The following is a 26,254-nucleotide window of genomic DNA, read 5'->3' as shown; positions in this document are numbered from 1 at the left end:
GTCTGTTATTCCGCCGCCTCAGCCTGCTTATCCTGGATGGCGTAGCCCGCCCCCCTGATCTGGATAGCCGGCCCTCCGGTCCCTTCAATGTAATTTTTCGTTATCGTCACTCTGCCGATGTTATCATCCTTCGGAATTTCATACATAATATCCAGCATAAAGTCCTCAATAATAGCGCGCAGCGCCCTGGCTCCCGTATCCTTCTTCGTGGCCATATCCGCAATGGCCGCCAGCGCCTCTTCCTCAAACTGCAGATCCACTTCATCCAGCGCAAGAAGCTTCTGATACTGCTTCAGGATGGCATTTCTGGGTTCCTTCAGAATTCTTACCAGCATCTCCTTTGTCAGGCCCTGCAGAGTGCAGACGATGGGAAGCCTTCCCAGGAACTCTGGAATCATGCCAAAGTTCCTTAAATCCTCCACAGTTAACTTAGAAAGAATATCCGGGTCCTTATCATATTTATCCTTCAGTTCCCCGTTAAAGCCCATGGAGGTCTGCTTCGTCAGCCTCTGCTTGATGATGCCCTCCAGATCGGGGAATGCACCTCCGCAGATAAACAGAATATTCCTCGTATTCACGGTGGCAAGGGGAACCATGGCGTTCTTGCTGCTCGCGCCCACAGGCACCTCCACCTCGGAACCCTCCAGCAGCTTCAGCATCCCCTGCTGGACGGACTCACCGCTCACATCCCTTGAGGTTGTATTTTTCTTTTTGGCGATTTTATCAATTTCATCAATAAAAATAATGCCCCGTTCCGCCTTCTCCACATCGTTGTCCGCCGCGGCAAGAAGCTTGGATACCACGCTCTCAATATCATCGCCGATATACCCGGCCTCCGTCAGAGAGGTGGCGTCCGCGATGGCAAGCGGTACATCCAGAAGCCTGGCAAGGGTTTTCACCAGATAGGTCTTTCCGGAACCGGTGGGCCCGATCATGAGGATATTGGATTTCTCTATCTCAATATCATCCATCGTATTAGTCACAACACGCTTGTAATGATTATAAACCGCCACAGAAATTATCTTTTTGGCCTGCTCCTGGCCGATAACGTATTCATCCAGGCTGGCCTTGATCTTATGAGGGGCCGGAATATCATGGATATTGAATACAGGCTCAGTCTCTTTTTCCTTAGCTTTTTTCTTTTTAATCTTCTGCTTGTTGGGAATACCGTCGTTTCCCTGAAGATCAGCCAGATTGACAAAGCTGATATTGGAATATTTCCCGTCCTTGTTCATGTTGTTCAGCATGTTCATCATTTCGGGATTGTTCAGCATACCCTGATAATCATACTGGCTCACTGCATCCATAGTCCTGTGCATGCAGTCGTCGCAGACACAGATATTATTGGGCAGATGGTACATCTTGCCTGCCTTGCTTTCAGGGCGTCTGCAGATAAAACAAACATCCTCATATTCCTTTTCCGGCTTATCTGTCTTTTCTTCTTTTTTATCCGAAGGCTCCTTGCCCTTATTTTCTTCCAGGCCTGTTTCCTTCTTTTCTTCTTCGTCTCTATTATCAAAATCGCTCATCTGGCAATCCTCCGTTTGATTTAATTAGTGCCCTTCCGGCAGTCCTGTGCTAATACACACCGCGACACCGCCGCAACAGCATAAGCTCACGTTTCCGGCCAACAGACATTGTATCAGCAACTGTCGCAGCCAGCCCAATCAGTTGGGCAGCTGCAACTGTTTTCATTATAAATCATCGTGTATATCCATACAAGTTAAGTTTCTATAAACAAACTAAATAAAACAGGCAAAAACAAGGACAGACGCCCTTACTGCCGGGCATCTGTCCTCATCTGACGGCTGTATTTTAAAAACAAGGCCGTTTCTTACTGTAATTTATTGCAGCTGCTTCAAAACATTAGATAACTTTAGAAAATCTACACTAAAATTTAAAACTCGTTATACATCCAAATAATTTCCCGCCGGCTTTAATTTCTGCCGGATGTATTCATGGCTTCCTGGGAAGTAAGGGTTACATTCACCTTCTGCTCCTGATAGCCTTCCGTCGGGTTACCGCGCATAATGGTTAACTCAACAGTGTCTCCTACAGCATAATACTGCATGGAATTGGTCAAATCATCCTGCGTTGTTACCGTAGCGCCCGCAAAACCGGTAATGATATCTCCCTTTACCAGACCTGCATTATCCGCGCCTGTGGCAGGATATACCTGTGCAACGTAAATACCCTCCGGCATACCATACGCCTCACCCATGGCCTTTGTTACGTTGATACAGGAGATTCCCAGGAATCCTCTGTTACTTTCATCTACCTTTTCCTTGGTTTCCCGGTTCATCAGCTCTTCTATAATCGGTTTTGCAGAAGAAATCGGGATGGCATAACCCATACCTTCAATGGTGCTTCCGCCGATTTTGTTGGAATTAATACCGATAACCTGGCCCTTGATATCCAGCAGAGCGCCGCCCGAGTTACCGGGATTGATCGCCGCATCGGTCTGAATCAATGCATTGCTGGTACCCGTTTCGCTTACCTCAAGCGTACGGTTCAGGGCGCTGACCACGCCTGTGGTTACGGACTGCCCATAGCCCAGCGCGTTGCCGATAGCTATAACAGGCTCGCCTACCTTCAGTGTATCGGAATCGCCCATGGTCGCAATGGCAATGCTGCCCTTGGTGGAGCTGTTGATATCCTCAAGCTTAACGGCAATCACCGCCAGATCCATGGAAGGGCTGGTTCCCTTAATCTGCGCTTCAACCACTTCATCGTCAATAAATTTCACAGAAAGCTTAGTGGAATCCGCAACCACGTGGTAATTGGTCACCACCAGCAGCTCCTTATTATTTTCACCGATAATAATACCGCTGCCCGCCGCTTCCTGCTCCTGTTCCATATTCTGTCCCCAGAAATCCGTGCCGGAAATAATCATCTGATTTGTTATGGAAACGATGGAAGGCATGGTAGCTTCCACCACCTTTGTCACATCCGTTACCACCGCGCTGGAGGTTCCCTGCGTTACTGTGGATTTGATTCCCGAATCATTCGCTGCGCCAGACTCCTGTGTATCCTGCGGGTTCTCCGCTCCATCCGCAGTGGCCTGGGTGATTTCCTTGGGCTGCTTATCATTTCCAAGAGAATTTACCGCAAGGAAGCTGACTCCCGCGCATACACCGAAAAATACGCCGCATACCACCACAGCTATCACTTTTTTCATCAGCGGGTTCATTGGCTTCCTGGGCTTTTTCTCCTTATGCTTCTTTCCCTGACGTCCGCCTCCGGCTGCAGCGCCATAATCGTTATTAGAAAAAGTACTGCCGTACTGGTAATTTCCCTGCTGGGACTGATAGCTGCCATAACCGCTGTAGCTGCCGTGTGGCTGTCCTTTCTGCCCCATGCCTCCCTGTCCGGCGCCGTTTTGTCCTGCCCCGTTCTGTCCCGCATTCTGATATCCGCCCGTCTGATAAGGGTTGCCCTGATATCCGCCCTGCGCTCCCACGCCGCTCCGGTAACCTGCGTTGTTCTGGTAACCACCCTGTCCGCCGTTCTGGTAGCCGCCCGCATTCATCCCGGAATAGCCGCCCGTATAGCCGCTTCCTGTATAGCTTCCGGTATTGCTGGTACTGTCCGTACTGCCAGCGGCGCCGCCGGCCGTCTGTCCGTTATTATGTTCTGTATGAGCAGCATCACTGCCGCTCTGGACAGTCTGCGAATTATTTTGTTCATTCACGTTTTCGTTTGAATAATTATTGTTTTCAAACATATCGCTTACCTCTTTTCTTCTTTATCATTTCAGGTTTATCCCAAGCTTTATTTAAAGTATATACAGGAATTGTGTTCTTTCTGTGAAATCTATAGAAAATATGTTAAATCCCCTATAAAAAAGAAAAAAGGCCGCTTTTTATTCCACAGTAACAGATTTTGCCAGATTCCTCGGCTTATCCACATCACAGCCCTTTCCAACCGCCACATAATAACTGAAAAGCTGGAGCGGGATAATCGCCAGCGAATTGGCGAAGAAAGGATTGGTCTGCGGGATATAGATTACATAATCCGCTGCTTTTTCGATTTCCCTGTTTCCTTCACAGGTCACGGCAAGCACAAATGCGCCTCTCGATTTTACCTCTACCATATTGCTGATGGTTTTCTGGTACAGCGAGGGCTGCGTGGATACCGCCGCCACAAGCGTTCCTTCCTCTATCAGGGATATTGTGCCATGCTTCAGTTCTCCCGCCGCATAGGCCTCCGAGTGGATATAGGAAATTTCCTTCAGCTTCAGAGAGCCTTCCATGGAAATGGCATAGTCAATTCCCCTGCCGATAAAGAAAACATCCTTTGCCGCAATATACCTGTTGGCAAATCTCTGAATCCTGTTTTTATTATTCAGAAGAAGTTCTATCTGATCGGGCAGACGGCCCAAATCTTCCAGCATACCCTCAAATTCTCTTTCCGTTACCGTGTGTCTCACCCGGGCCAGCTTTAAAGCAAGCAGATAGAGCGCAATCAGCTGGGCGCTATAGGCCTTTGTCGTAGCTACCGCAATTTCCGGTCCTGCCCAGGTATACATAACGTTATCCGCCTCCCTGGCGATGGAGCTTCCCACCACATTGACGATGCCCAGAACCTTAAAGCCACGTTTCTTCGATTCCCGCAGCGCGGCCAGGGTATCCGCAGTTTCCCCGGACTGGCTGATCACCACCACCATGCCCCCATCCTCCAGGATCGGGTTGCGGTAACGGAACTCGGAGGCCAGATCCACCTCCACCGGTATACGTGCCAGCCCTTCCAGCACATATTTCCCGGTAACTCCGGCATGATAAGCGGAGCCGCAGGCAACGATATGGATTTTCCTTACGGACAGAAGATCCTCATCACTCATTCCCAGCTCTTCAATGACGATATCATTCTTCCTGATCCTGGGGCTTATGGTATCGGTTACCGTCTTTGGCTGCTCATACATTTCCTTCAGCATAAAATGCTCATAGCCGGCTTTTTCCGCCGCTTCCGCATCCCAGTCGATGGTAACGCTTTCTTTTTCCAGCTCTTCCTCATCCACATTATAGATGTGCAGTCCTTCCGGAGTCAGACGGACGATTTCCTGATTGTCAATATAGGTGACCGTTCTGGTATACTTCAGTATGGCAGGCACATCAGAGGCGATAAAGCAGCCCTCCCCACTCTGCCCTACAATAAGCGGGCTGTCCTTCCTTACGGCAAACATTTCCCCGGGAAAATCCGAGAACAAAATTCCCAGCGCGTAGGATCCCTCCACACGATGAAGCACCTTTACGATAGCCCCCATTGGATCTCCCTTGTAATAATAGTCCAGCATATGGGCCAGAACCTCCGTATCCGTCTCCGAAACAAAATGATAGCCCTTGCTTTCCAGTTTTTTCTTCAGCGGAAGATAATTTTCAATAATTCCGTTATGTACGACGGCAATTGTGCCCTTTTCATTAAAATGCGGATGGGAATTCACATCACTGGGCGCTCCGTGGGTCGCCCATCTGGTATGGCCGATTCCAAGATTTCCCGGCATCGTCGCCCCGTCATGGGTAAGCTCCTGCAATACCTTCAGTCTTCCCACAGATTTGGTGATGTTGATTTTGCTCCCGTCAAAAATGGCCATCCCCGCCGAATCATATCCGCGGTATTCCAGTTTGGAGAGTCCATCAAGGACGATGGGTGCTGCCTGATTTTTACCGATGTAGCCTACAATTCCACACATACTTGCCTCCATTCAATCACATTACACTTGTTTCCAATAATCTTTATTCATTGCGCAGGCCCTTACAACGCCTGCGGGCAGGCTTTTATAACGCCTTCCCAGGAAAAATCCCGCATATTTGGCCGCGCTTTCCGCAAACAGCCGCAGTACAAGCCAGGGCTTATGGATACTGCACAAATGGGCCGCCGTCTGTTTTACCAGCTTAACCCCCTCCGACTCGGAAGGAAGCCCCTTAAAAACCTCCGGATGCTGCGCCTGAGATACTCCGTTGTCAAAATTACGGTGGAACTGCTCTGCGCAGGTATAATTATGGCAGTGGTACACCTTCGCCCCGGCACAATAAGCAATTTTCCATCCCGCCTGCACCGCTTTGGCCGCAAACAGCATATCTTCATTAAAATTCACATGCCGTTCAAAGCCTCCCAGCTTACGGAAAACCTCTTTTTTATAAGCAGCGCACACATTGGAACAGAAATAGGTCTTAATTCCCATTTCAGGCAGCTGCCCTTTCCCCTTTACACAGCTCTCCTCCGGATAGTTAAACTGCCTGGTGTATTTTTCTATCTCTCCGCTGTCCTTTTCAGGCAGCTGCCTTGCATAGGAAACAGCAATGTCCTCTTCCGCGCTCAGCGCCGCCGTCAGCTCCTCAAGAAGCCTGTTGTCGGCCGGCAGCGCATCCTGAGTCATGCATACGAAAATATCCCCTGTGCTGCGGGCCGCTCCATCATTTCTGGTTCCACCATGATTGAATTCCCACTTGGAAAGATGGTGCACCTCGGCGTTCGGGTGCTCCCTGGCAAAATCTGTACCATACAGAAGAGCTTCAAAATATTTTTCTTCCGTATTCATTATTATGATCCGATTCGGCTTAAGAGTCTGTTTTTCCAGCCTGCTGATCAGCTCCAAAAACCTTTTCTCCGGCTTGTATACAGGGATAATAACATCAATCTTCATTCGTAACTTCCCTTTCCTTCCGGCCAGCATCATTCATTGCCGGATTAAAGCACATAAGAATAACTATAAACAGTTATCCTTAATTTTAGAAAAAGGGGCCTTGGATTGGCCCCTTTTAGCTCATTTCAGGTAATATCTTCTTTTTTGTCCTGATTTCCGGTTACCTCCCGGTATCCCTTGACACAATAGCGCTGTAGCTCTTCACAGACGGAGAAGGTGTATATTCCTCCTGCTCAAAGAAGAACTTGTGGAGAAGCACTACATTATCCTCCAGAGAGGTGGGGATAACACAGCTTCCAGCCTTACCGACCTTTCCGGTAACCCTGTTGGTTTCAAACGGGAAGCCGTCGGTTGCCACTACCTTATACTTGGTCAGTTCTCCCAATACCTCCAGCATCTCCGCCGTATTTAAATTGGTGGCCACATGCGGCATAACCGAATCCAGTATCGAGTTCAAAGTGGATACGGAAGCAGTCTTCGCCTTTTCAAAGCAGGCCAGCAGTACGGTACGCTGTCTCTCCGCCCGCTTGAAATCATCCCCTGCCGTATAACGGATACGGCAGTACGCCGTAGCCTGCAGTCCGTTCAGTGTCTGGAGGCCAGGCTGCGTAACCTTGACATAATTATCCGTTAATTTTTCCTTGCTTTCCGTACTGAACATACTGGCCTGGTAATTATTCAGATGCTTAATTTCATCTTCCTTAACATCAATCTGCACACCGCCCAGGCTGTCTATTGTTTCAATCAAACCTTCAAAGCCAATGCTGATGTAATTGGTAATGTTCATGTCCAGGTTCATGTTCAGCATATCTATCGCCTGCTTCGGCCCGCCAGCCGCATAGGCAGCATTGCATTTGCTGTATTTATCATTACCCAGATTCATATACGTATCACGGTATACGGAACAAAGCTTCACTTCTCCCGTATCCTGATTGATAGAAGCGATCATTATTGTATCGGAACGGTTTCCTTTATCCAGATTATCATTCCTGGCATCAATACCGAACAAAGCGATATTACGGTATCCCTTCATAGCTGTATTATTCTCTACCGTATCGTTGATTACAATGTCCTCTTCGTTAACATTGATTTTCTGAATGGAGGTCTGTTTCAGCACCGCCCAGAGAACAACTGCCAGCACAACAAGAGCGACCATTTCCACCGTAAACATAATGATCCTTCTTCTCTTTCTGGCCTTCCTCTTTTTGGACATGGACTTTTTTCCTTTGGAACTGCTGCCTCTTCCATCGGAATTCCTTCCGTCGCCATAACTGCCGCGGGAACTGCGGGGTTCGTCATATTCGTCACGGTAACCGCCTCTGCGGGGCTCTCTGTATTCATCACGTCCGCCTGCACTGCGTGAGCTGCCGTTTCGTGACGCGCTGTTGCGGGAGCCGCTGTTCCGGTTCCCTCCATTACCTCTCTGCGATGATGATGCCATACTTTTTTCTCCTGTTTCCTGTATTTCTAATAAGCATTCTCATTGATAAATCCTTTGAAAAAAGTAAGAAAAAGGATTTTGATATCAAGGGCCATGCTCCAGTTCTCAATGTAGTATATATCATATTCAATCCGTTTGCGGATGGACGTGTCCCCCCGGTAGCCGTTAATCTGTGCCCATCCGGTCATTCCGGGGCGCACCTGATGCTTTATCATATAGCGGGGTATTTCTTCCCTGAACTTCTCCACAAACTGAGGCCGTTCCGGTCTTGGCCCCACCAGGCTCATATCCCCCAGCAGGACATTAAACAGCTGAGGCAGTTCATCCAGGCTTGTTCTGCGCAGGAATGCCCCAACTCTGGTAATCCTGGGATCGCCCTTCACTGTCCAGCCCTTCTTCTCTTCACCGGGCTGCTGCTGCCGCATCGTCCGGAATTTATACATCATAAAGGTTTTATTATGAAGCCCTACTCTTTCCTGCTTGAATATAACCGGCCCCTTGCTGGTAGCTTTCACCAGAAGCGCCACAACAAGCAAAAGCGGCGATATCAGGATCAGTCCGAAAAAAGATCCTGCAATATCCACACAGCGCTTCGCCAGCGCGCTGAGCGTATTGGAAAGCGGCACATACCTGATATTGATTACCGGAAGCCCCATCAAATCCTCCATGTAAGGCTTTCCTGGGATCAGAGAATTATAATCCGGTATAAATTTGGTATGGACACCCGATTTTTCACATAAATCCACCAGCTCCTCCAGTCTGTCATAGCTTTCCAGGGAGAGCGTGATGGCGATTTCATCCAGCTTGTTTTCCGGTAAAATATAGAGAAGGTTGTCAATTGATCCTAATACCTTCACTCCCTTATAGGTTGCTCCTCTGGGCACTTTATCATCCAGAATTCCTCTTACCACATATCCCCATTGAGGGTTGGAATTGATTCTGTTGATATATTCTTCCGCTGCCCTGGAATATCCTACCAGAAGAATGTACTTGAGATTGTAACCTTTTTTCCTTACATAATACAGTATATAGCGGATAAGGGCGCGCATGAGCAGGGTATTTACCGTATTGACGGCACAGAAAATACCAACCATGCCACGGGAAAAATCGTGCACCTGGAAGGAACTGAAGGTATTATTTACCATAAACAGCACCGCCAGAAAAACTGTCACGCCAACGATGTTCGCCTTGCACACATTAACGATTTCCGATTCACTGCGCTGAACCCGTTTGGGTGAGTAAAGCTTGAACCAGTAATACAGAATCAGATATCCCGGCACAACAAAATACAGGGCGCTGAAATATATCTTCATATCCAACACGCCCACCTCAGGACCCGTATCTTTTAAATTGCTCCCTATTTTCAAATACCACGCAAGTATATAGGAGCCTGCAATAACAAATGCATCTACTATGACATGCAATCGGTTAAAGTATTGCTGGTTGTCCTTAATCATGGCTTCACCTGTTTCCCCATATACAAATTGTATTGTACAATAATAATCTTAAAAGCACAACTTAAATTTTCCTTAATCGCCATTTTACGACAGTGATGTTGTGTCTGTGGCGCATGCGTTAGGTATTGTTGCCCGGTCTGGGTCCGCTTCGGGTGGGAAGGGTCGTGGATGAGGGGAATTTTCAATTGCCATATCAGCCTTGGGCTGTTTCTAAAAGCCTGAAACGGCAGCTTGGACGACCTTGATACGGCAGGAACTCATCGCTGGCGCTCCTCAGACAGCTGCCGTATGGCAGGTTAAGCTGCCGTTTCAGGCTTTAAGAAACAGCTCCAAGGCTTCCCAGGCATTTGAAAATCCCCCTCACCCACGACCCTTCCCACCCGAAGCGGACCCAGACCGGGCAGCGATAGCTGACGTACCACAGACATAACGTCGGAAAGCTTTCGAAAGCCGGTTATGAGGACATTGCCGGGGCAAATTGAGGGGAGCTAAGGTATGTCTTATATTAAGATGTAATTGGTTGTCTGAAAGTTTTAAAAATAAATATTTTTTTTAATTTTTCCGGCGGTTTGAATGCTTGACAGGCCGGTGGCTTATATACGGCGGAACATATTGAGCCAGAGTTCCAGCTGTATGGTTATATAGTGCCCGAAATTGGCGGGTTTGAAACGGACTTTTCGGGCGCGGGCTTCGGGCGTTGCGCAAAGCCTGAAGCCCTGGCCCATGCCCTTAAGGTATACGCCTCCATAGCCTTTGGCGCAGAAGAAGAGGATTTTCATGAAAAATCCTGCGGCCAGGAAGGGGAGGTTCAGCAATAACTGGAAGAACGGCATGTTTTTGTAAATGAGGTATATGTTATTCCTGGAGGAGTGGGCAATTTTAAAAGGGTTGTAGCGGGAACCAGTGGTGGCGCTGCCGGCATGGTACACCCTGGCAGTGGGTTCGTAACAATTTTTGTAGCCCAGGATTCGGGCGCGGTAGCCAAGATCCACATCCTCCAGGTAGGCAAAGTGGATTTCGTCCAGCAGCCCGGTTTTTTCCAGGTATTCCCTGCGGTAGAGGGCGGCGCCTGCACATGCGGAAAATACGGGCACGGGAGCGTTGTAGTCGGCGGACGGCCGTCCCTTTCCTATTGCATAGGCCCAGCCAAGGGCGCTGTAAAGATCCCCGGCGCCGTCCATGACGTCCGGCTGTGCCATGGAAAGCATTTTGGTTGCGACGGAAAAAAGGGCAGGATCGCTGTCCATACGGCGTTCCAGCCTGCGGATGCAGCTGGGATCCACGGTAGTGTCATTGTTCAGCAGGAAGACATAAGGAGTTGCCGACTGTCGGATTCCCTCGTTTACAGCCTCCACAAAGCCTCTGTTTTCCGGAAAACGGATAAGTCGTACCCAGGGAAAAAGACGTTCCGCCATTTCCGCGCTGCCGTCGTCGGAACCGTTATCAACGATAATGACTGCAAATGTGGGTCCGCCGCGCTCCGGGAAGCAGTGTTCCAGGGAGCGGAGGCAGTTTTCCAGATATTGTATGCCGTTATAATTGGGGATAACTACGGTTGTTTTCAATGGATTTCCTCTTTCCTGTCCGGATCCCACAGAATGCGGAAGCCTCGTTTTCTTAAGGTCAGGCAAAAGGCAATGCTTGTCCTGACCGGATCGGCGCCGGCGCGTATTTCCTGCAGGGCCAGATCCAAATCCTTCCTGAATTCAGGCCGGACCTGCATGGTGCGGATGTCTGCGGCCTCCACATCCTGAGTGAGGACCGCCCGGTGCATGTACCCGCTGAAGCGGCGTTTAAGGCCGTCATAGCGCATGGTCACAGTAGAATCGGGCGATTCGTCGTATATTCCGCTCACCAGACGGCCATTCCTGGAAGGAAGGGGGCCGGCTACAGCGCCCAGATCACTGCGCTGGCTGAGCGCATCCGGCATAAACTCCAGGCGGTAAAAGCCCAGGTGCCTGGTATCTTCCGCCTGCACTTTCCAGCCGTGTTCCCTGCCAAAATCCTCAAGGGCTCTCCTCCCCGCTTCATAGGCATAGGTCTTGCTGGCAGGATTGGAGGCCGTGGAATTACGGTGGCAGCGCCAGTGGTAGAGGATCTTTGGGATATGGACATAGGCTTCCTCGGGCGTTCCTTCAAGAACCTGTCCCGCCGCGCGAAGCACCAGATCATAATCCTGTGCGCCGTCAAATCCGGTGCGCAGACGCAGACGTTTCATAACCGCAGCGTCCATCACCAGGAAATGACAGATATAATTATTAGACAGCAGCAAATCCAGGTTAAAGTCCGTTTTTCTGTGGGGCTCGTAGGTATTCTGCGCTTCGCCGTCACATTTATCTTCATCGGAATACAAAAATACGGGATGTATTCCGTTTTGTTCCTGTTTTTCCAGGGCGCAGGCCATTTCGTAAAGAGCGTCCCGGGTGAGAATATCGTCATGGTCAAGAAGGCCGATATAGGCTCCCTGTGCCAGTTCTATCGCCGCATTGGTATTTCCGGCAATTCCATCATTCGAGGCCAGCCTGATGTAGCGGATTCTCTCATCAGCCCTGGCTTCGGCCGCTTTTCTGACACTGTCTCCCGTGCCCGCATCCGCCAGGATGAGCTCCCAGCAGGGGTAGGTCTGTTCCTGAAGAGAATCCAAAAGCTCCTTCAGGTAAACAGGATCGGTTTCATAAGCCGGCACCGCAATGCTGAAGAGCACCGGTTCAGGCCAGCTGCGTCTGCGCTGGGCATCCAGTTCTGTCTCAGAGGGCGGCTGGTACCGGCTGCCCGTACCATTGCCTCCGGCCTCTTCCGCCAGGGAACGCTCCTGTAAAATACGTTCTTCCACGGCAGAAAATGCCGCGCCCAAGCCGTTTTTTTTCAGATAACGGAATGCCTTTGTGAAATTGGACAGGTTCAGAATATGTCCCATGCAACTCTCCTGTTTTTAAACTCTAAAGTGCAAGAAGCGGTGTCCACCCGAAAAAGAACGGATGGGCACCGATACCTGCCGGCTTTCTGCGCCGTGATATTCATTACTGTAAAAATAAGCTTCCGTCAGGGTACTGCGCATACACTGCGCAGTCCGTACACGCAGCATAATAACGTCCCTGCAGCTTCCCTTGCTTTATGCTTCGATCACTGCCTTCAGTTCTTCCGTCAGCTTTTCGTTCTTAGCCTTCGCATCCTCCAGGCTGGTTCCCTTAACGCCCATGTAGAATTTGATCTTGGGTTCGGTTCCGGAAGGTCTTGCACAGCACCAGGAATCGTTGGTCAGGTCAAAATACAGGACATTGGACTTGGGCAGTCCCGTAGGGGTTTCTTTCCCGGTTGCCAGCTCCCTGGTAATTCCTGTCTCGTAATCGCGGACATTTACCACCTCCAGCTCTCCAAAACGGGCGGGAGGATTCTTTCTCAGCTTATCCATCATTTCCCCGATCTGCCTGGAGCCGTCGATGCCCTTTAAGGTAATGGTGTACAGATCCTCTTTAAAATATCCGTATTTTTCATAGAGGGCAAGCATCTGATCCCACAGTGTCAGGCCATGCTTTTTGCACCATGCGGCAACCTCACACAGACACATAACCGCCACAACGGCATCCTTGTCTCTCGCGTGGGTTCCTGCCAGGCAGCCGTAGCTTTCCTCCAGGCCGAATACGTAGTTGTTGGATCCGGTCTGCTCAAACAGCTTGATCTGTTCCCCGATGAATTTAAATCCTGTGAGAACTTCAATCAATTTTACGTTGTAATCCGCCGCAATGGGGTCTGCCATATTGGTGGTAACGATGGTTTTCACCATGGCCGGGTTGACGGGCATGGTCCCTGTGGCGGTGCGTTCCCTCAGGATGTATTCCGCAATGAGCATGCCGGACATGTTTCCTGTAAACGGCACATATTCACCGCTCTTTGTATCCAGCGCATAAATGCCCAGACGGTCGGCATCCGGATCGGTTGCCATCACGATATCCGCATTTTTTTCCTTAGCAAGCTTAAGCGCCAGCGTAAATGCCTTGGGATCTTCCGGATTGGGATAATCCAGCGTGGTAAATTCGGGATCAGGCAGCTCCTGCTCCGGAACCACATACACATGCTTGAAGCCCAGCTCGGAAAGCACTCTTCTGACCGGCTTGTTGCCCGTGCCGTGGAAGGGTGTGTATACAATCTTGATATCGTCAGCCATTTCCTGAATCACTTCGGGATGGATGATCTGTTTTTTCAGCTCTACCATATAAGCATCGTCGATTTCGGAGCCGATTACCTGGTAAAGCCCTGCTGCCGCGGCGGCATCCTTATCCATGGTCTTCACATCGGCATAATCGGTAACCGCCTTCACCTCATCGATGATTTCCTTATCCTTGGGCGCGGTCACCTGGGCGCCGTCCTCCCAGTATACCTTATAGCCGTTATATTCCGGCGGGTTATGGCTTGCCGTTACCACGATTCCGGAAATACAGCCCAGGGTGCGCAGCGCAAAGGAAAGCTCCGGTGTGGGCCGTAATTCATCAAAAACATAGGCCTTAATGCCGTTAGCCGCCAGGCACAGAGCCGCCTCGTCCGCAAATTCAGGGGACATGAAACGGGAGTCATAGGCAATTGCCACGCCCTTTTTCTCTCCGCCCTGCTTTAAAATATAGTTTGCCAGGCCCTGTGTGGCCTTTCTTACCGTATAAATGTTCATGCGGTTGGTTCCCGCGCCGATTACGCCGCGCAGGCCGCCGGTGCCGAATTCCAGTTCCTTATAAAACCGGTCCTCGATCTCCGCTTCGTTTCCTTCGATTCCCTTCAGTTCCTCTTTTGTCTTCGGGTCAAAATAGGGAGCTTCCAGCCAGAATTTGTATTCCTCCATATATCCCATGTGTTTCTCCTCCTTTTCTTCCGCTTCCGCGGGCCTGTGCAGCAAATGTGCCGCCCCGCCGGGCGGTTATCTCTGATCTCAATCGTTGAAGAAGTCATACTGTCCTTGTTCAGTATACTACATTTTTTTATACCCGTAAAGAAAAGTCACTTTTATCCAGCGTAAAATTCGGGTTGTAATAGGGATCCCCCGCCTCCAGCTGCACCTTCCACTTTTCCCGGAAACGGGCGGATTCCTCATTATAGCGCGCCGCCTTTTCCCCGTCCGTATCCAGTCCCCTGGACACGGATTCATAATGATACAGCTCCGCAAAAGGGGTAAATACGTTCAAATAGCCCAACTGCCGCAGCTTCAGGCAGAAATCCACGTCGTTAAGAGAAACGGCAAAGCCTTCGTCCAGGCCGCCGGCCTCTTCATACAGCTTTTTTTTCACCATAAGGCAGGCCCCGGTTACCGCGGAAACATCCTGCGCATAGCAAAGCCTTCCCATATACCCCAGGTTTTCCCGTTTCTGACGGTAATGTGTATGCCCCGCCGTCCGGTGGGCGCCAAGGCCGATTACCACGCCGGCGTGCTGGATGGTCTTATCCGCGTAATACAGCTTTCCGCCCACAGCGCCCACATCCTCACGCTGTGCGTACATAAGCAGTTCCTCCAGCCAGTTTACGGTTATGACCTGCGTATCGTTATTCAGAAGCAGGACGTAATCTCCCGTGGCCGCGCCCACTCCAAAATTATTCACGGCAGAGTAATTAAAGGCCCCCTTGAAGGTTACTATTTTTATGGAAGGATTGTTCTTTAGCTCCTCATAATAGGAGAAGATTTCCTTTGTCTCGCTGTTATTTTCCACAATGACGATTTCGTAATTGTCATAGGTGGACTTCTCTATAATAGAAGTAACGCATCTGCGCAGATCCTCCACATGATCCTTATTGGGGATGATAATAGATATTTTCGGATCCCCGATGATTTCATAGGTGATCTTGAAAATGGTCTCAAAGGCCCTGGTGCTTGTGATGGTAAAATGCTCAAAACCATGCTTTCTCAGATGATCCGCCACCGCACCCCTTGCCGATTCAATGGCGTAGGGCTTGGCTTCGATTCCCGAGGCAACGCTGCCTGCGTGCAGTCTCCAGTAATACAAAAGCTTTGGCACATGCACCACATGCTCCGCCTTATCCGTAAGCCGCAGAATCATATCATGATCCTGGCTGCCGTCGAATTTCGTGCGGAACAGCTCGGTCCCGTCCAGAAGCTTTCTGGAAAAAACGCTGAAATGGCAGATATAATTATTGGCCCGCAGGTTGTCGATAGCGTAGTCCGGTTTAAAATGCATGGTAATCATCTGGTTGATGTCGCCGTTTTTAAAGGTGGCTTCATCACAGTAAACGTAATCCGCATTTTTCTCATTGATTGCCTTTACATATTCAAAAAGCACACAGGGATGCAGCATATCGTCATGATCAAATAGGCCGATATATTCTCCCGTGGCCATTGTCAGGCATTGGTTGGTATTTCCTGCAATGCCTTCGTTTTTTTCCAGCTTCCTGTAGTGGATGCGTTCATCCTCCTCAGCCAGCTTTCTGCAGATTTCTCCCACGTAAGCATGGGCATCATCCGAGCCGTCCGCCAGGCACAGCTCCCAGTTCCCATAGGTCTGCTTCTGCACGGAGCCGATCATGTCCCGCAGGAAATTTTCCGGCGTATTCCAAAGGGGGGTCAGGATACTGATTTTCACCATATTGGGAAAAACGGTTTCCTCCTGCCGCTTCCTTTCCTCCTCCGAAGGAAAGCTCTCCGTACCGTAATGCTTCATGGCCCTGCGTTCATTGGCCTTATACTTCATCTTCGTCACAACACCGCCGATGCTGCCGCAGTTTTTCACACGGTCCACCTGACGGATGGCAAAATGCATACATTTACGCAGAGGGGTGCTCGCCTTCCACACAGGGTTGTTCTTAATTCTGTCCAGCTTGAACTGCAGGTCATCCACCTGATCCTCCAGCTCCGCCACACGGCCCGCAAGATAGGTGCTTTTATAATGCTCCTGCTCGTAAGCCTCTTTATAATCCTTTTCCGGCACGACCGATTCCTGTCCGCCGTTCTTTTCTTTCTTCTGATCCATACGAATTGTCCTGCTCCTCTCAAAGTACGCCGCGGCCGGCCGCCTTCCTTTTCATACAGCCAGACGGCCGCCGGCCGGCATTCTCACAGCTGCCGCTCAGTGTACGATCTCCATGGTTTCCGCCGTCCACTGATACAGCTTCTGCCTGGAACAGCAGTCCTCCCAGAGGAAACCGATGCGGTATTCCCCTTCAGGCAGCGCCTCTCTTCCAAACTGCAGGCACACGCCCGTAAGCGCCACCATCTGCAGATGGCCCAGATTTTCCTGGATATCCGGCCTGTACTGCCTGCTGACAGGCAGCTTCCACACAGCGCCTTCCTCCCCGCCATTCTCCGCCGACGGACCGTCGCCCCGATCCACCGGCTTTAACAGAAGGTTAAAACGATACTGGCTGTTGTCCACCTGAAGCGCATAGCACCAGCCCTGGATAAAATAATTTCCGCCGCCGCTGCGGCCGGTTTCCCACTTACACAGATCACCGGCAAATTCAATCCCCATGCGCAGCACCTCATTGCACCACTCTGGACGTAAACCATCCCGCAGGCTTTCAGGCTCCACGGTATCCAGCCGATCCGTATACTCATATCTGTTTCCGGCGTAAAATTCCTGATCCAACACATCCTTCACCAGATATCTGTGGTAAAAAGGATCCCGTCCGTAAATATCCGGATGCAGCTCATAAAGCATATTCAGCTCCTGATGGAGGCGTTTCAGCTTCTCCACGCTGTCGTCCATGCCCCGGCTTAAGGACTCATGATGATAAAGCGCCACATCATTACAGATCACATTATAATAGCCCATCTCATAGACATGATAGCAGAATTCCACATCATTAAAGGCCACTCGCAGCGCCTCGGACAGACCTCCGGCCTCCTCATAAATACTTTTTTTCACAAGCAGGCAGGCCCCGGTCACGCCCAGCACATCAAAGGCCAGGCGGTTCCTGAGGAAATAATAATCCGTCCTGTCATCCCGAAACTGCAGCTTATGGGCCGGGCCCAGACGGATATTTGTGATCCCGGCATGCTGGATGGTATGGCTGCCCGGATAGAAAAGCTTCACACCTACCGCACCCACATGGGGAAGCACGGCCTTACGCATCATTTTTTCCAGCCAGTCTTCCTGGATAATTTCTATATCATCATTCAAAAGCATTACATATTCGCCGCGCGCCAGCCCCACGCCTTTGTTGCACATGGCGGAAAAATTAAATTCCATCGGCTCATACACATAACGGAACCGGCACTCCGGCGTCATCAAGGACAGCATGAGTTCAATGCGCCTCCGGTTCTTTTCACTGCTGCCGTTATCTACGACGATGATTTCAAAATTACGGTAGGTGCTGGCTTCCATCACGGAATGGATACATGTGGACAGGACGCCCGGATTGTCCTTGGAGGGAATCACGATGGAAACCATGCCTTCCGCCTTCAGGGGCCATCCCCGTCTTATGTATGCCGCGCTTTTGAGCTCTTCATATTTTTCTTCCATACCGAAAGGACGGATGGGGCTTGTATTATGGAAAAGCACGCTGTCAAAATGGCAGGCCTCCCCCGCCTTTTCCACCGCCTTCAAACAGAAATCATACAGATTGCTTCTGAAATCCCCGGAGCCCAGCCACGGGATATCCTGAAGGCTTTTGGTCCTCACCGCAAAGAGGTTCCCAAAATAAAAATAGGAAATCAACGTATCCGGGGACCAGTCCGGCTTCAGCCATGGATTCCGGCGCCTGGGTTCTCCTGAAGCGCTGTCGATTTCATCCTCGTCCGCATAAACCAGCAGCGCCTTTGGATGTCTGGCAAAATAATCTGCAAGAAGGGCCATTTCTTCCTTCTCCGGTTTTCCGCCGTCCCCATAGAACACCGCAATGTCCGCCTCAACCTCCTTTAAGGAAAACTTTTCCCCGCAGCCGCTGTAGGCGATATATTCCATGGAAAGCTCCTGCCCGAGCAGGACAGAGCCTTCCCTTTCCTGCTGTTCCTTTTTCAGAATCCAGTCATGATAGGCAACCGTCTGACTCACGATTCTGTTTTCATATTTTAAAGTCTGTCGTCTCCGCATAGGAGCCTGCAATATTTTCTTCAGGTTCAAAACCAGTGCCTCCTTTTGAGATTGGCATCCACCGCGGACGCCGTTTCCTCCGACAGCCATTCTATCTCGAACTCCACCTCTAAAATCCCATCGCCGCCCTCCGGCACTTTATCCAGCCGGATATTGATGTTGGGATCATTGCTGTGGAAAAAGAATACAGGATGGGGATCCTTTTTCGGCGTCAGCTCCCATCCGTTCATCGCCAGATAAGCCGGCTCCGACAACGGCAGCTCCATGCCGTTCAGCACGGCGCTCTCCATGCGTACAATACAGGAGCTTTCCGCAGGATCGATACGGATTCCCCTGACGCCCTCCTTCACAGGCACACTGATACGCATGTGATCATCCACAAGATAGCTTGGAAAATGATGATAGGAATGCTCCGGGCTGTAGCCCGCGCCGTAATCTTCGAATATCTCCACCTTTTTGCGATCAAGCCTTGAAAAAAACTCCTGCCATGGGATCGCCCTCCTGCCAAGCAGCACCCGCATATCGGAAACCGACACACGGTTGCCCGTAACGGCCTTTTGGAAACGACGTTCCCTGGCCCGGTATTCCTGCGCCCCCTCCTCGCTGATTCCCAGCTCCTTCAGGAATTCCTCCACAGGAAGTCCCTTACGCTTGCCGTCTCCCATCTGATAGCAGTACAACGCACGGAAAGCCAGCGCATTGGAATCCACACATTCCTCAAAGGTCCACTCATAATCAATCAGGTTCCAGCGGCCCTCTTTATCTACAATAATGTTTCCGAATACCAGATCATAATCCGATACCGGCACCTGCGCCCTGTAACGGATTTTATCCAGATATGCCCCGAAAAGGCTGCGGAAGCAATTCATGTCCTCCCGATCCAGGCAGTCATCCATCATTTCCTCCAGCGTACAGCCCTCCAGATATTCAAACTGTGCTTCCGGCAGGCCCTTCCCGTCCTTTATCAGATGACATTCATTTATAAAAAGTCCGCTTCCTTCGTATCTTTTTTTCAGTTCCTTATAAAATTTCGCTATATTTTCCACATGCTCGGCCGCTGCCGGCGAATCCGGTATTTTGCGGACGATACGCCTTTTTTCCTGCTCCACAATATCCGTACGGATAGCATAAATATCCGCCCGGTCATTGGAGAATTTCGTATAAACGGTGTCCGGCGCAGGTCCTGTCATCACCATGTAGGAGTTGCTGTACATGGGGAATATGCCTTCCCGGATCACCATATCAAAGGCATTTTTCTCATCGAAAAGAAGCATTCTGTCCGCATCGAAATTCCGCAGGTTCTTGCTCAGCTCGCCCACCTTGGGAAGGCGTCTGTCGGAATAAATGGTGTCGGCAAATTTATAATCCGGGTAAGGGTAGTAAAAATGATAGTCAGCAACACCGCATTTACGCATCAGCCTCTCCAGGCCGTTCCTGGTAAAGGTGCGCACTACGCCGCCGTCAGGATAATCCTCAATCCCCGCGAAAAACCGGGATAAATGATCCTCCGCGCAGCCGGCCCAGTACTTCATCCCCATCTTGTTTTCTATGGCAATGACCAGGTTGCCGTCCTTTTTTACATGCTTCTGGTTAATGTTCAGGAAATCCTCAAAGGGCGCTTCCGTGGGAATGTAGCTCTGTCCGTATTCGAAAACGCCTATCAGCAGGACATAATCGTAATCGCAGGGCAGAATCGGTTCTATATCATTGAAATTCCCCACATAAATCGTTACATTGTCATATTCCTGGTTGCGATAGGCATTGATGAGACTCCTTTTTTTGGATAAATCCACACAGGTGACGCTGCCGGCCTTACGGGCCAGCACTCCTGTGACCGCTCCCATACCGCTGCCTACCTCCAGCACCTTCGTATTTTTATCCATGGGAAGCCAGGCCGCAATATTTTCCCGCTGCGGCGAAAGATGATAAAACACAGGCCAGCTGCGCTTTTCCTCTATTTTTTTCTGGTATTCCTCCGGCGGATAATTTTTTACAATATCCAATATTTCATCCTCTACCGTTCCGTCACAGTAGAAGTCTTCTCCGGGGTAAAAGGATAAGTCCAGTTTCACTTTCCCTATCTGCTCAGTCATCTTTGGCCCCTGCCTTTCGCACTCTATAATCTGGCAACCTTCACATCAGATTCCATATCGAAGTATCCCACCGTATCCCTGTCGGAAATCACGGTCAGGTTCATAATATCATACAGACGGTGGTATACCGTAAAGGAATCTCCCTTATATCCGGTCACTCCCAGAGACAAAAGGTAATCGCCGCCCTGCAGCCTCACCTTCTGTGAAAAAGTAATTTCCAGCTCTTCCCCGGCCTTTACCCCTTCCAGGAACGCCCGCTCCACCATGGTATTCGTCCCGGTAATTTCCACGCCCTTGATATTTTTAATGGAAAGCGCAAAAATCGGCGCGGGCACATCCTCGTGGATATGCACCCTCATATGCATGGTAAAGGGATCACCCTTCAGTATGGTTGTCGTCTCCACACCATTTCCGTCCGTCACATAATAATCTATAATCTCCGCTTCCTTCGTTCCGTATTCCAGCGCCTGAGGATTTACTCCCTGCGCCTGTGTTCGGGGATGCTTTTTCAACGCAGTCCGACCTGACTTTTCACTGGCGGAGGCTTCGTTTTCCGCGCTGTTGTTTTCTTTACTGTTGTTTTCCTGAGCGCTGCCGTTTCCGAAAACATTCTCATTGACCGTACCGCCGTCCGCCTTTGCCGCAGCAGCCCGTATGTCCTTATCCTGAAGCAATCCGCCTTTGCCGCCTGTTTCGGGCATTTCATACTGTCCCACCAGCACGCGCTTGTAGGCGTCAATCATTTCTTTGGGGCTGCCCTCACCCAGCTTTACGCCCTGATTGAGCAGTACGGCCCGATCGCAGTATTTGCTGATGGCGCTCAAATCATGGCTGACAAAAAGAATGGTCTTTCCCTGCTTCTTGAATTCTTCGAACTTATGATAGCACTTTGCCTGGAAAAAAACATCGCCAACGGAAAGCGCCTCATCCACAATGAGGATTTCCGGATCGATATTGATGGCCACAGCAAAAGCCAGCCTTACAAACATACCGCTGGAATACGTTTTGACGGGCTGGTATACATATTCTCCGATATCCGCAAAATCCAGGATATCCTGAAGCTTTTCATCTATTTCCTTTTCTGAAAACCCGATCATGGTTCCATTCAGATATACGTTCTCAATCCCGTTGTACTCCATGTTAAAGCCGGCGCCCAGCTCCAGCAGCGCGGAAATCCGCCCGTTGACTGCCACCACGCCGTCCGTCTCATTAAGCACGCCGGTAATGATTTTAAGAATCGTGGATTTACCGGAACCGTTGGTACCGATGATCCCCACGCACTCCCCCTGATAAATATCCAAATCCACATTACGCAGGGCATAATGCTCCCTGTACCTTTTCTTGCGGGCCAGGCCCAGGGAATCCACCAGACGATCCCTGTTATGATCATAGAGTTTATATACTTTATTTAAGCCCTCCACATGGATGGCAAGCTGTCTTTCTTCCATTTTTGCTCCCAACTGCGCGTTTTTGACGATACGGCGCTTACATGATATCCGCGAAATGTACCTTCAGGCGTTTATAAACAAGCGCGCCGATACAGAACAGCACCACCGTGATAATCCAGAAATACATCGTGGAATAAAAATCCTCCCAGAACCACTGTTTTTCATAAATGGAGCTGCGGTAGCCTTCCACAATATAGACAAGCGGATTGATTTTCACCAGCATCTGGGCCTTTTTGCTCAGAGTCCCCAGCTGCCAGAGAACCGGAGTCGCCCACATGCCAATCTGCAGGCCGATGCCCACTATCTGCTGAAGATCGCGGAAATAAATGACCACGGAGCAGGTGGTATAGCTGATAGCCAACACCAGGGCAAACATACAGAAGCTGTAATAAAAAGTCTGTAGCGTATACAGGCTGGGGGTAAAACCATAGAAAAATGCTATGATTAAAAGCACCAGCACAAAAAAGCCATGGATGAACGTGGCCGCAATAATTTTAATAATAGGCAGAATGCTTATTTTAAATACTACTTTTTTTACCAGATATTCATATTCCAGCAGCGCCATCATCCCGTTAGTGAGCGCTTCGGAAAAATAGAACCAGGGAACCAGTCCCGCCGTCAGGAATACTAGATAGGGAACTTCAATCCCATCTCCCAACAGCTGCGCCTTCTGCGGCATAATTACCTGAAATACCACATAATACATCGCCACAGTGACCACCGGCTGCACCATGGCCCATATGCCTCCCATATAGGATCCCGCATACCGGCGTTTAAAATCGTTCTTCGCCAGACGCCATATCAGCCGCCGGTTCTGGTAAAGCTCAAACGGGAGGAGGATTATCTTATCGTAAAATTTCAGTACGGCTACTACCGCCGCCGCAATTAACGTGCAGGCGATAATCTTCTTTATCAGCTCGTCAGTCTGGTTTGCCAGCGGATTATGGTAACACGCAATAATCACCCCCATGATTAACATTACGAGGGTGAATATGGTTAGTCCTGTCTTTTTGCTGATGCCCTGTCTGAGCGCGGGCTTCTCTTTTCTCTTCTTGTTATTCATTCCTGTTTTCCGGTTCACTCCGCTTTATACTCTTTGATTCCGCCCCATTTAGTATCCTTTTCAGACTGGATCAGCTCCATACCTTCGGGAATAGGCCATTCCACTCCGATATCCGGATCATTCCATGCAAGGCCGCCTTCATCATTCGGATGATAGAAATCCGTACACTTATAGGCAAATTCGGCATAGTCAGAAAGCACCAGGAAGCCATGGGCAAAATTCTTCGGAATAAAAAACTGCTTTTTATTCTCTTCTGTCAGAAGCACGCCGAACCACTTTCCGAAGGTGGGGGAATCAGCCCTTAAATCCACCGCCACATCATACACCTCGCCCTTCAGGACGCGCACCAGCTTATCCTGGGGATAATGTATCTGGAAATGAAGGCCTCTGAGCACTCCTTTTTTTGAAGCAGACTGATTATCCTGCACGAATATCTGATCGATTCCTGCCTCTTTATAATCATTATAATTATAGGTTTCCATAAAATATCCGCGGTTATCGCCGAAAACGGTGGGAGTAATCACCTTCAGCCCTTCAATTTCACATGTTTCTACCGTAATTTTTCCCATTTCTGTAATTCCTCGTTTCTGATATCAATATTTTGCTTTAGCACAGCCGCCCGCTAAAGGAAGGCCTTTACAGTCCGTTGGCAACCTCTACCATGTATTTTCCATAATCCGTTTTCATCAGCGGCTCCGCCAGCTTCAAAAGCTGTTCCCTGGATATAAAGCCGCGCTTAAAGGCAATTTCTTCAATACAGGAGATATACAGGCCCTGTCTTTTCTGGAATGCGGATATGAAATCCGCCGCATCCAGCAGGGAATCGTGGCTTCCCGTATCCAGCCAGGCGAAGCCCCTTCCCAGAGTTTCCACACGGAGAGTACCCCTGCGCAGGTACTCATTGTTTACAGCCGTAATTTCTATCTCTCCTCTTGCGGAGGGCTTTACGCTCTTTGCAATTTCCACCACATCATTATCATAAAAATACAGCCCGGGAACCGCATAATTGCTCTTGGGATGCTCCGGCTTTTCCTCAATGGAAAGTGCCTTTCCGTCCTCATCAAACTCAACTACGCCGTATTCTCTGGGGTCGCGTACATAATAACCGAAAATTGTAGCTCCCTTCTCCCGGGAAGCAACGGTCCGCAGCACTTTGGAAAAGCTCTGCCCATAGAAAATATTGTCTCCCAGTACAAGCGCCACGCTGTCTTTTCCGATAAATTCCTCTCCGATAATAAATGCATCCGCCAGTCCTCTCGGAGCTTCCTGTACGGCATAGGATAAAGTCAGCCCAAGCTGCTCTCCGGTCCCTAAAAGTTCCTTAAATATCGGAAGATCCCTCGGTGTGGATATGATGAGGATTTCCCGGATATCCGCCAGCATCAATATGGACAAAGGATAATAAATCATTGGTTTATCATATACCGGCATAATCTGCTTGGATATTGCTTTGGTCAGCGGATACAGTCTGGTTCCGCTTCCTCCTGCAAGAATAATTCCTTTCATGGTCGTGCTCCTCCTTTCAGAGGCCCTTTTTCCACCGGGCCGTTCATCACTTACCTGAAACCTTATCTCATAAAGCACTGCAGTGTTGCCGCAAAATTAAGGCTGTTACACTGCAGTGTCTGCACTGTCTTAACTAAATGACATTGCCCGCTGAACTGTTACGAACCGCTACCATTATTTGTACATCTCGTTGTAATATTTCTGGTAATCACCGCTGGTAACGTTTTTCATCCAATCCTCATGCTCAAAGTACCATGCAATGGTCTTCTTTATGCCTTCCGCAAACATGGTTTCCGGTTCCCAGCCGATTTCCGCCTTGATCTTATCCGGTGCAATGGCATATCTGCGGTCATGGCCCTTGCGATCCTCCACATAGGTAATCAGATCTCTGGAAACCAGCGTCCTTCTCGGATCGTCCTCAGCCAGCATTTCCTGGAGGGTATCTATGATAATCTCAATGATCTGTATATTCTGCTTTTCATTATGTCCGCCGATATTGTATGTTTCAAAAAGTCTGCCGTTCTCCTGTACCATATCGATGGCCTTTGCATGATCCTCAACGTACAGCCAGTCACGCACATTCTTGCCGTCTCCGTAAACGGGCAAATTCTTTCCATGAAGCGCATTGTTAATAATCAGCGGAATGAGCTTCTCCGGGAACTGATAAGGGCCGTAATTGTTGGAACAGTTGGTAATATTCGCCGGGAAATGATAGGTATCCATATAGGACTTAACCAGCATGTCCGAGCTGGCCTTACTTGCGGAATAGGGGCTGTGAGGCGCATAAGGAGTTGTCTCGTAAAAATACTCACCCTCATTTTCCAGGGAACCGTATACCTCGTCGGTAGATACATGAAGGAATTTCTTTCCTTCCTTAAAGCTGCCGTCGGGATTCTCCCATGCCGCCTTGGCACAGTTCAACATGACTGCAGTGCCCAAAACATTGGTCTGGACAAAAATTTCCGGATTGCGGATGCTTCTGTCCACATGGCTTTCCGCCGCAAAATGCACCACTCTGTCAATGTCATTTTCCGTAAAAATCTTTTCAATCGCTTCCTTATCACAGATGTTGGCTTTAACAAAGGTATAGTTCTCCCTCTCCTCCACATCTTTAAGATTTTCCAGATTGCCGGCATAGGTGAGGGCATCCACATTGATAATCCGGATTTCGTTGTCATATTTCCTGAACATATAGTGGATGTAATTGGAACCAATAAATCCTGCGCCGCCTGTTACCAAATAAGTTCTCATATTTTTCTCCTTTGTCTCCGCCTTAAAAATTAAATGCCCTGCAGCCGTTCTTTCTGCCGGAATCCGGCCGGTCTTCTTTTACACCGCAGGCTGCCGCCGCTTTAAAAAGCTGTTAAACAGGCAGAGGAACTGACATTAAGCTTAATTTTAATTAGTATACCACAAAATTCTTGTTTTACCAAATAAAACCTTGAAAATGCAGCGCCGAAAGGCGCTGGCAGGTTGTAAATAATCCTCTCGATACTTTTATACTTAAATATTTATTTTCCACATCGCTACGCCCTTTTCATGTTTTTATCCACACCCTTTAGGCATTCGTAGCCTTC

Annotated in this window: 17 protein-coding genes; all 17 read right to left on the bottom strand. The window is 49.4% G+C overall.

All coding sequences use genetic code 11. From position 1 onward, the window contains the following. Positions 1-5: 5 nt before the first annotated feature. The 17 genes from clpX to rfbB all read right to left on the bottom strand — a co-directional run bounded on the left by clpX (position 6) and on the right by rfbB (position 25,928). The gene (clpX, locus tag FYJ45_RS12935) at positions 6-1,529 is read right to left on the bottom strand and encodes an ATP-dependent Clp protease ATP-binding subunit ClpX (protein ID WP_154464920.1); all 1,524 of its coding nucleotides are present in this window, start codon (positions 1,527-1,529) and stop codon (positions 6-8) included. Between the two features lie 407 nt (positions 1,530-1,936). After that, on the bottom strand, positions 1,937-3,724 hold the full coding sequence (locus tag FYJ45_RS12930; RefSeq protein ID WP_235930788.1) for a S1C family serine protease: 1,788 nt from the start codon (positions 3,722-3,724) through the stop codon (positions 1,937-1,939). Positions 3,725-3,862: 138 nt separating this feature from the next. After that, entirely contained in the window at positions 3,863-5,689 is a 1,827-nt protein-coding gene (glmS, locus tag FYJ45_RS12925; protein WP_154464919.1) for a glutamine--fructose-6-phosphate transaminase (isomerizing), read from the bottom strand. A gap of 21 nt (positions 5,690-5,710) precedes the next feature. After that, the gene (locus FYJ45_RS12920) at positions 5,711-6,643 is read right to left on the bottom strand and encodes a glycosyltransferase family 2 protein (protein ID WP_102287601.1); all 933 of its coding nucleotides are present in this window, start codon (positions 6,641-6,643) and stop codon (positions 5,711-5,713) included. Positions 6,644-6,803: 160 nt separating this feature from the next. Then, positions 6,804-8,084, bottom strand: coding sequence for an LCP family protein (locus FYJ45_RS12915; RefSeq protein ID WP_154464918.1), 1,281 nt, complete (start codon positions 8,082-8,084; stop codon positions 6,804-6,806). A gap of 26 nt (positions 8,085-8,110) precedes the next feature. After that, complete coding sequence (locus FYJ45_RS12910; RefSeq protein ID WP_154464917.1) at positions 8,111-9,541, bottom strand: undecaprenyl-phosphate glucose phosphotransferase; 1,431 nt, start codon at positions 9,539-9,541, stop codon at positions 8,111-8,113. A gap of 593 nt (positions 9,542-10,134) precedes the next feature. Further along, positions 10,135-11,106, bottom strand: coding sequence for a glycosyltransferase family 2 protein (locus FYJ45_RS12905; RefSeq protein WP_154464916.1), 972 nt, complete (start codon positions 11,104-11,106; stop codon positions 10,135-10,137). Continuing rightward, positions 11,103-12,458 (bottom strand): glycosyltransferase, encoded by a 1,356-nt coding sequence (locus FYJ45_RS12900; protein ID WP_154464915.1) that lies wholly within the window; start codon positions 12,456-12,458, stop codon positions 11,103-11,105. The genes FYJ45_RS12905 and FYJ45_RS12900 overlap by 4 nt, the downstream gene beginning before the upstream one ends. Before the next feature lie 195 nt (positions 12,459-12,653). Continuing rightward, a complete protein-coding gene (locus tag FYJ45_RS12895; RefSeq protein WP_154464914.1) occupies positions 12,654-14,381 on the bottom strand; it encodes a phospho-sugar mutase in 1,728 nt (575 codons plus the stop codon). Positions 14,382-14,508: 127 nt separating this feature from the next. Next, the gene (locus FYJ45_RS12890; protein WP_154464913.1) at positions 14,509-16,506 is read right to left on the bottom strand and encodes a glycosyltransferase family 2 protein; all 1,998 of its coding nucleotides are present in this window, start codon (positions 16,504-16,506) and stop codon (positions 14,509-14,511) included. Between the two features lie 96 nt (positions 16,507-16,602). Beyond that, the gene (locus FYJ45_RS12885) at positions 16,603-18,597 is read right to left on the bottom strand and encodes a glycosyltransferase family 2 protein (protein ID WP_195841804.1); all 1,995 of its coding nucleotides are present in this window, start codon (positions 18,595-18,597) and stop codon (positions 16,603-16,605) included. After that, a complete protein-coding gene (locus tag FYJ45_RS12880) occupies positions 18,594-20,660 on the bottom strand; it encodes a class I SAM-dependent methyltransferase (RefSeq protein WP_154464911.1) in 2,067 nt (688 codons plus the stop codon). Before FYJ45_RS12880 ends, FYJ45_RS12885 begins: the two co-directional genes overlap by 4 nt. 23 nt (positions 20,661-20,683) lie before the next feature. Beyond that, positions 20,684-22,108 (bottom strand): ABC transporter ATP-binding protein, encoded by a 1,425-nt coding sequence (locus FYJ45_RS12875; RefSeq protein WP_154464910.1) that lies wholly within the window; start codon positions 22,106-22,108, stop codon positions 20,684-20,686. 37 nt (positions 22,109-22,145) lie between these two features. Further along, on the bottom strand, positions 22,146-23,171 hold the full coding sequence (locus FYJ45_RS12870) for an ABC transporter permease (RefSeq protein WP_154464909.1): 1,026 nt from the start codon (positions 23,169-23,171) through the stop codon (positions 22,146-22,148). 14 nt (positions 23,172-23,185) lie between these two features. Continuing rightward, on the bottom strand, positions 23,186-23,740 hold the full coding sequence (gene rfbC, locus FYJ45_RS12865) for a dTDP-4-dehydrorhamnose 3,5-epimerase (RefSeq protein WP_021638982.1): 555 nt from the start codon (positions 23,738-23,740) through the stop codon (positions 23,186-23,188). Between the two features lie 67 nt (positions 23,741-23,807). Then, on the bottom strand, positions 23,808-24,677 hold the full coding sequence (gene rfbA / locus FYJ45_RS12860; protein WP_154464908.1) for a glucose-1-phosphate thymidylyltransferase RfbA: 870 nt from the start codon (positions 24,675-24,677) through the stop codon (positions 23,808-23,810). A 174-nt stretch (positions 24,678-24,851) separates the two neighbouring features. Then, on the bottom strand, positions 24,852-25,928 hold the full coding sequence (gene rfbB / locus FYJ45_RS12855; protein WP_154464907.1) for a dTDP-glucose 4,6-dehydratase: 1,077 nt from the start codon (positions 25,926-25,928) through the stop codon (positions 24,852-24,854). Positions 25,929-26,254: the final 326 nt, after the last annotated feature.

It is taken from the genome of Eisenbergiella porci (genome assembly GCF_009696275.1).
In the GTDB taxonomy this organism is placed as follows: Bacteria; Bacillota; Clostridia; order Lachnospirales; family Lachnospiraceae; genus Eisenbergiella; species Eisenbergiella porci.
This window is presented reverse-complemented; position numbering and strand designations above follow the sequence as displayed.

Coding starts and splice junctions, on each gene's coding strand:
- clpX (WP_154464920.1), bottom strand. CDS start 1,529: ATGAGCGATTTTGATAATAGAGACGAAGAAGAAAAGAAGGAAACAGGC.
- FYJ45_RS12930 (WP_235930788.1), bottom strand. CDS start 3,724: ATGTTTGAAAACAATAATTATTCAAACGAAAACGTGAATGAACAAAAT.
- glmS (WP_154464919.1), bottom strand. CDS start 5,689: ATGTGTGGAATTGTAGGCTACATCGGTAAAAATCAGGCAGCACCCATC.
- FYJ45_RS12920 (WP_102287601.1), bottom strand. CDS start 6,643: ATGAAGATTGATGTTATTATCCCTGTATACAAGCCGGAGAAAAGGTTT.
- FYJ45_RS12915 (WP_154464918.1), bottom strand. CDS start 8,084: ATGGCATCATCATCGCAGAGAGGTAATGGAGGGAACCGGAACAGCGGC.
- FYJ45_RS12910 (WP_154464917.1), bottom strand. CDS start 9,541: ATGATTAAGGACAACCAGCAATACTTTAACCGATTGCATGTCATAGTA.
- FYJ45_RS12900 (WP_154464915.1), bottom strand. CDS start 12,458: ATGGGACATATTCTGAACCTGTCCAATTTCACAAAGGCATTCCGTTAT.
- FYJ45_RS12895 (WP_154464914.1), bottom strand. CDS start 14,381: ATGGGATATATGGAGGAATACAAATTCTGGCTGGAAGCTCCCTATTTT.
- FYJ45_RS12890 (WP_154464913.1), bottom strand. CDS start 16,506: ATGGATCAGAAGAAAGAAAAGAACGGCGGACAGGAATCGGTCGTGCCG.
- FYJ45_RS12880 (WP_154464911.1), bottom strand. CDS start 20,660: ATGACTGAGCAGATAGGGAAAGTGAAACTGGACTTATCCTTTTACCCC.
- FYJ45_RS12875 (WP_154464910.1), bottom strand. CDS start 22,108: ATGGAAGAAAGACAGCTTGCCATCCATGTGGAGGGCTTAAATAAAGTA.
- FYJ45_RS12870 (WP_154464909.1), bottom strand. CDS start 23,171: ATGAATAACAAGAAGAGAAAAGAGAAGCCCGCGCTCAGACAGGGCATC.
- rfbC (WP_021638982.1), bottom strand. CDS start 23,740: ATGGGAAAAATTACGGTAGAAACATGTGAAATTGAAGGGCTGAAGGTG.
- rfbA (WP_154464908.1), bottom strand. CDS start 24,677: ATGAAAGGAATTATTCTTGCAGGAGGAAGCGGAACCAGACTGTATCCG.
- rfbB (WP_154464907.1), bottom strand. CDS start 25,928: ATGAGAACTTATTTGGTAACAGGCGGCGCAGGATTTATTGGTTCCAAT.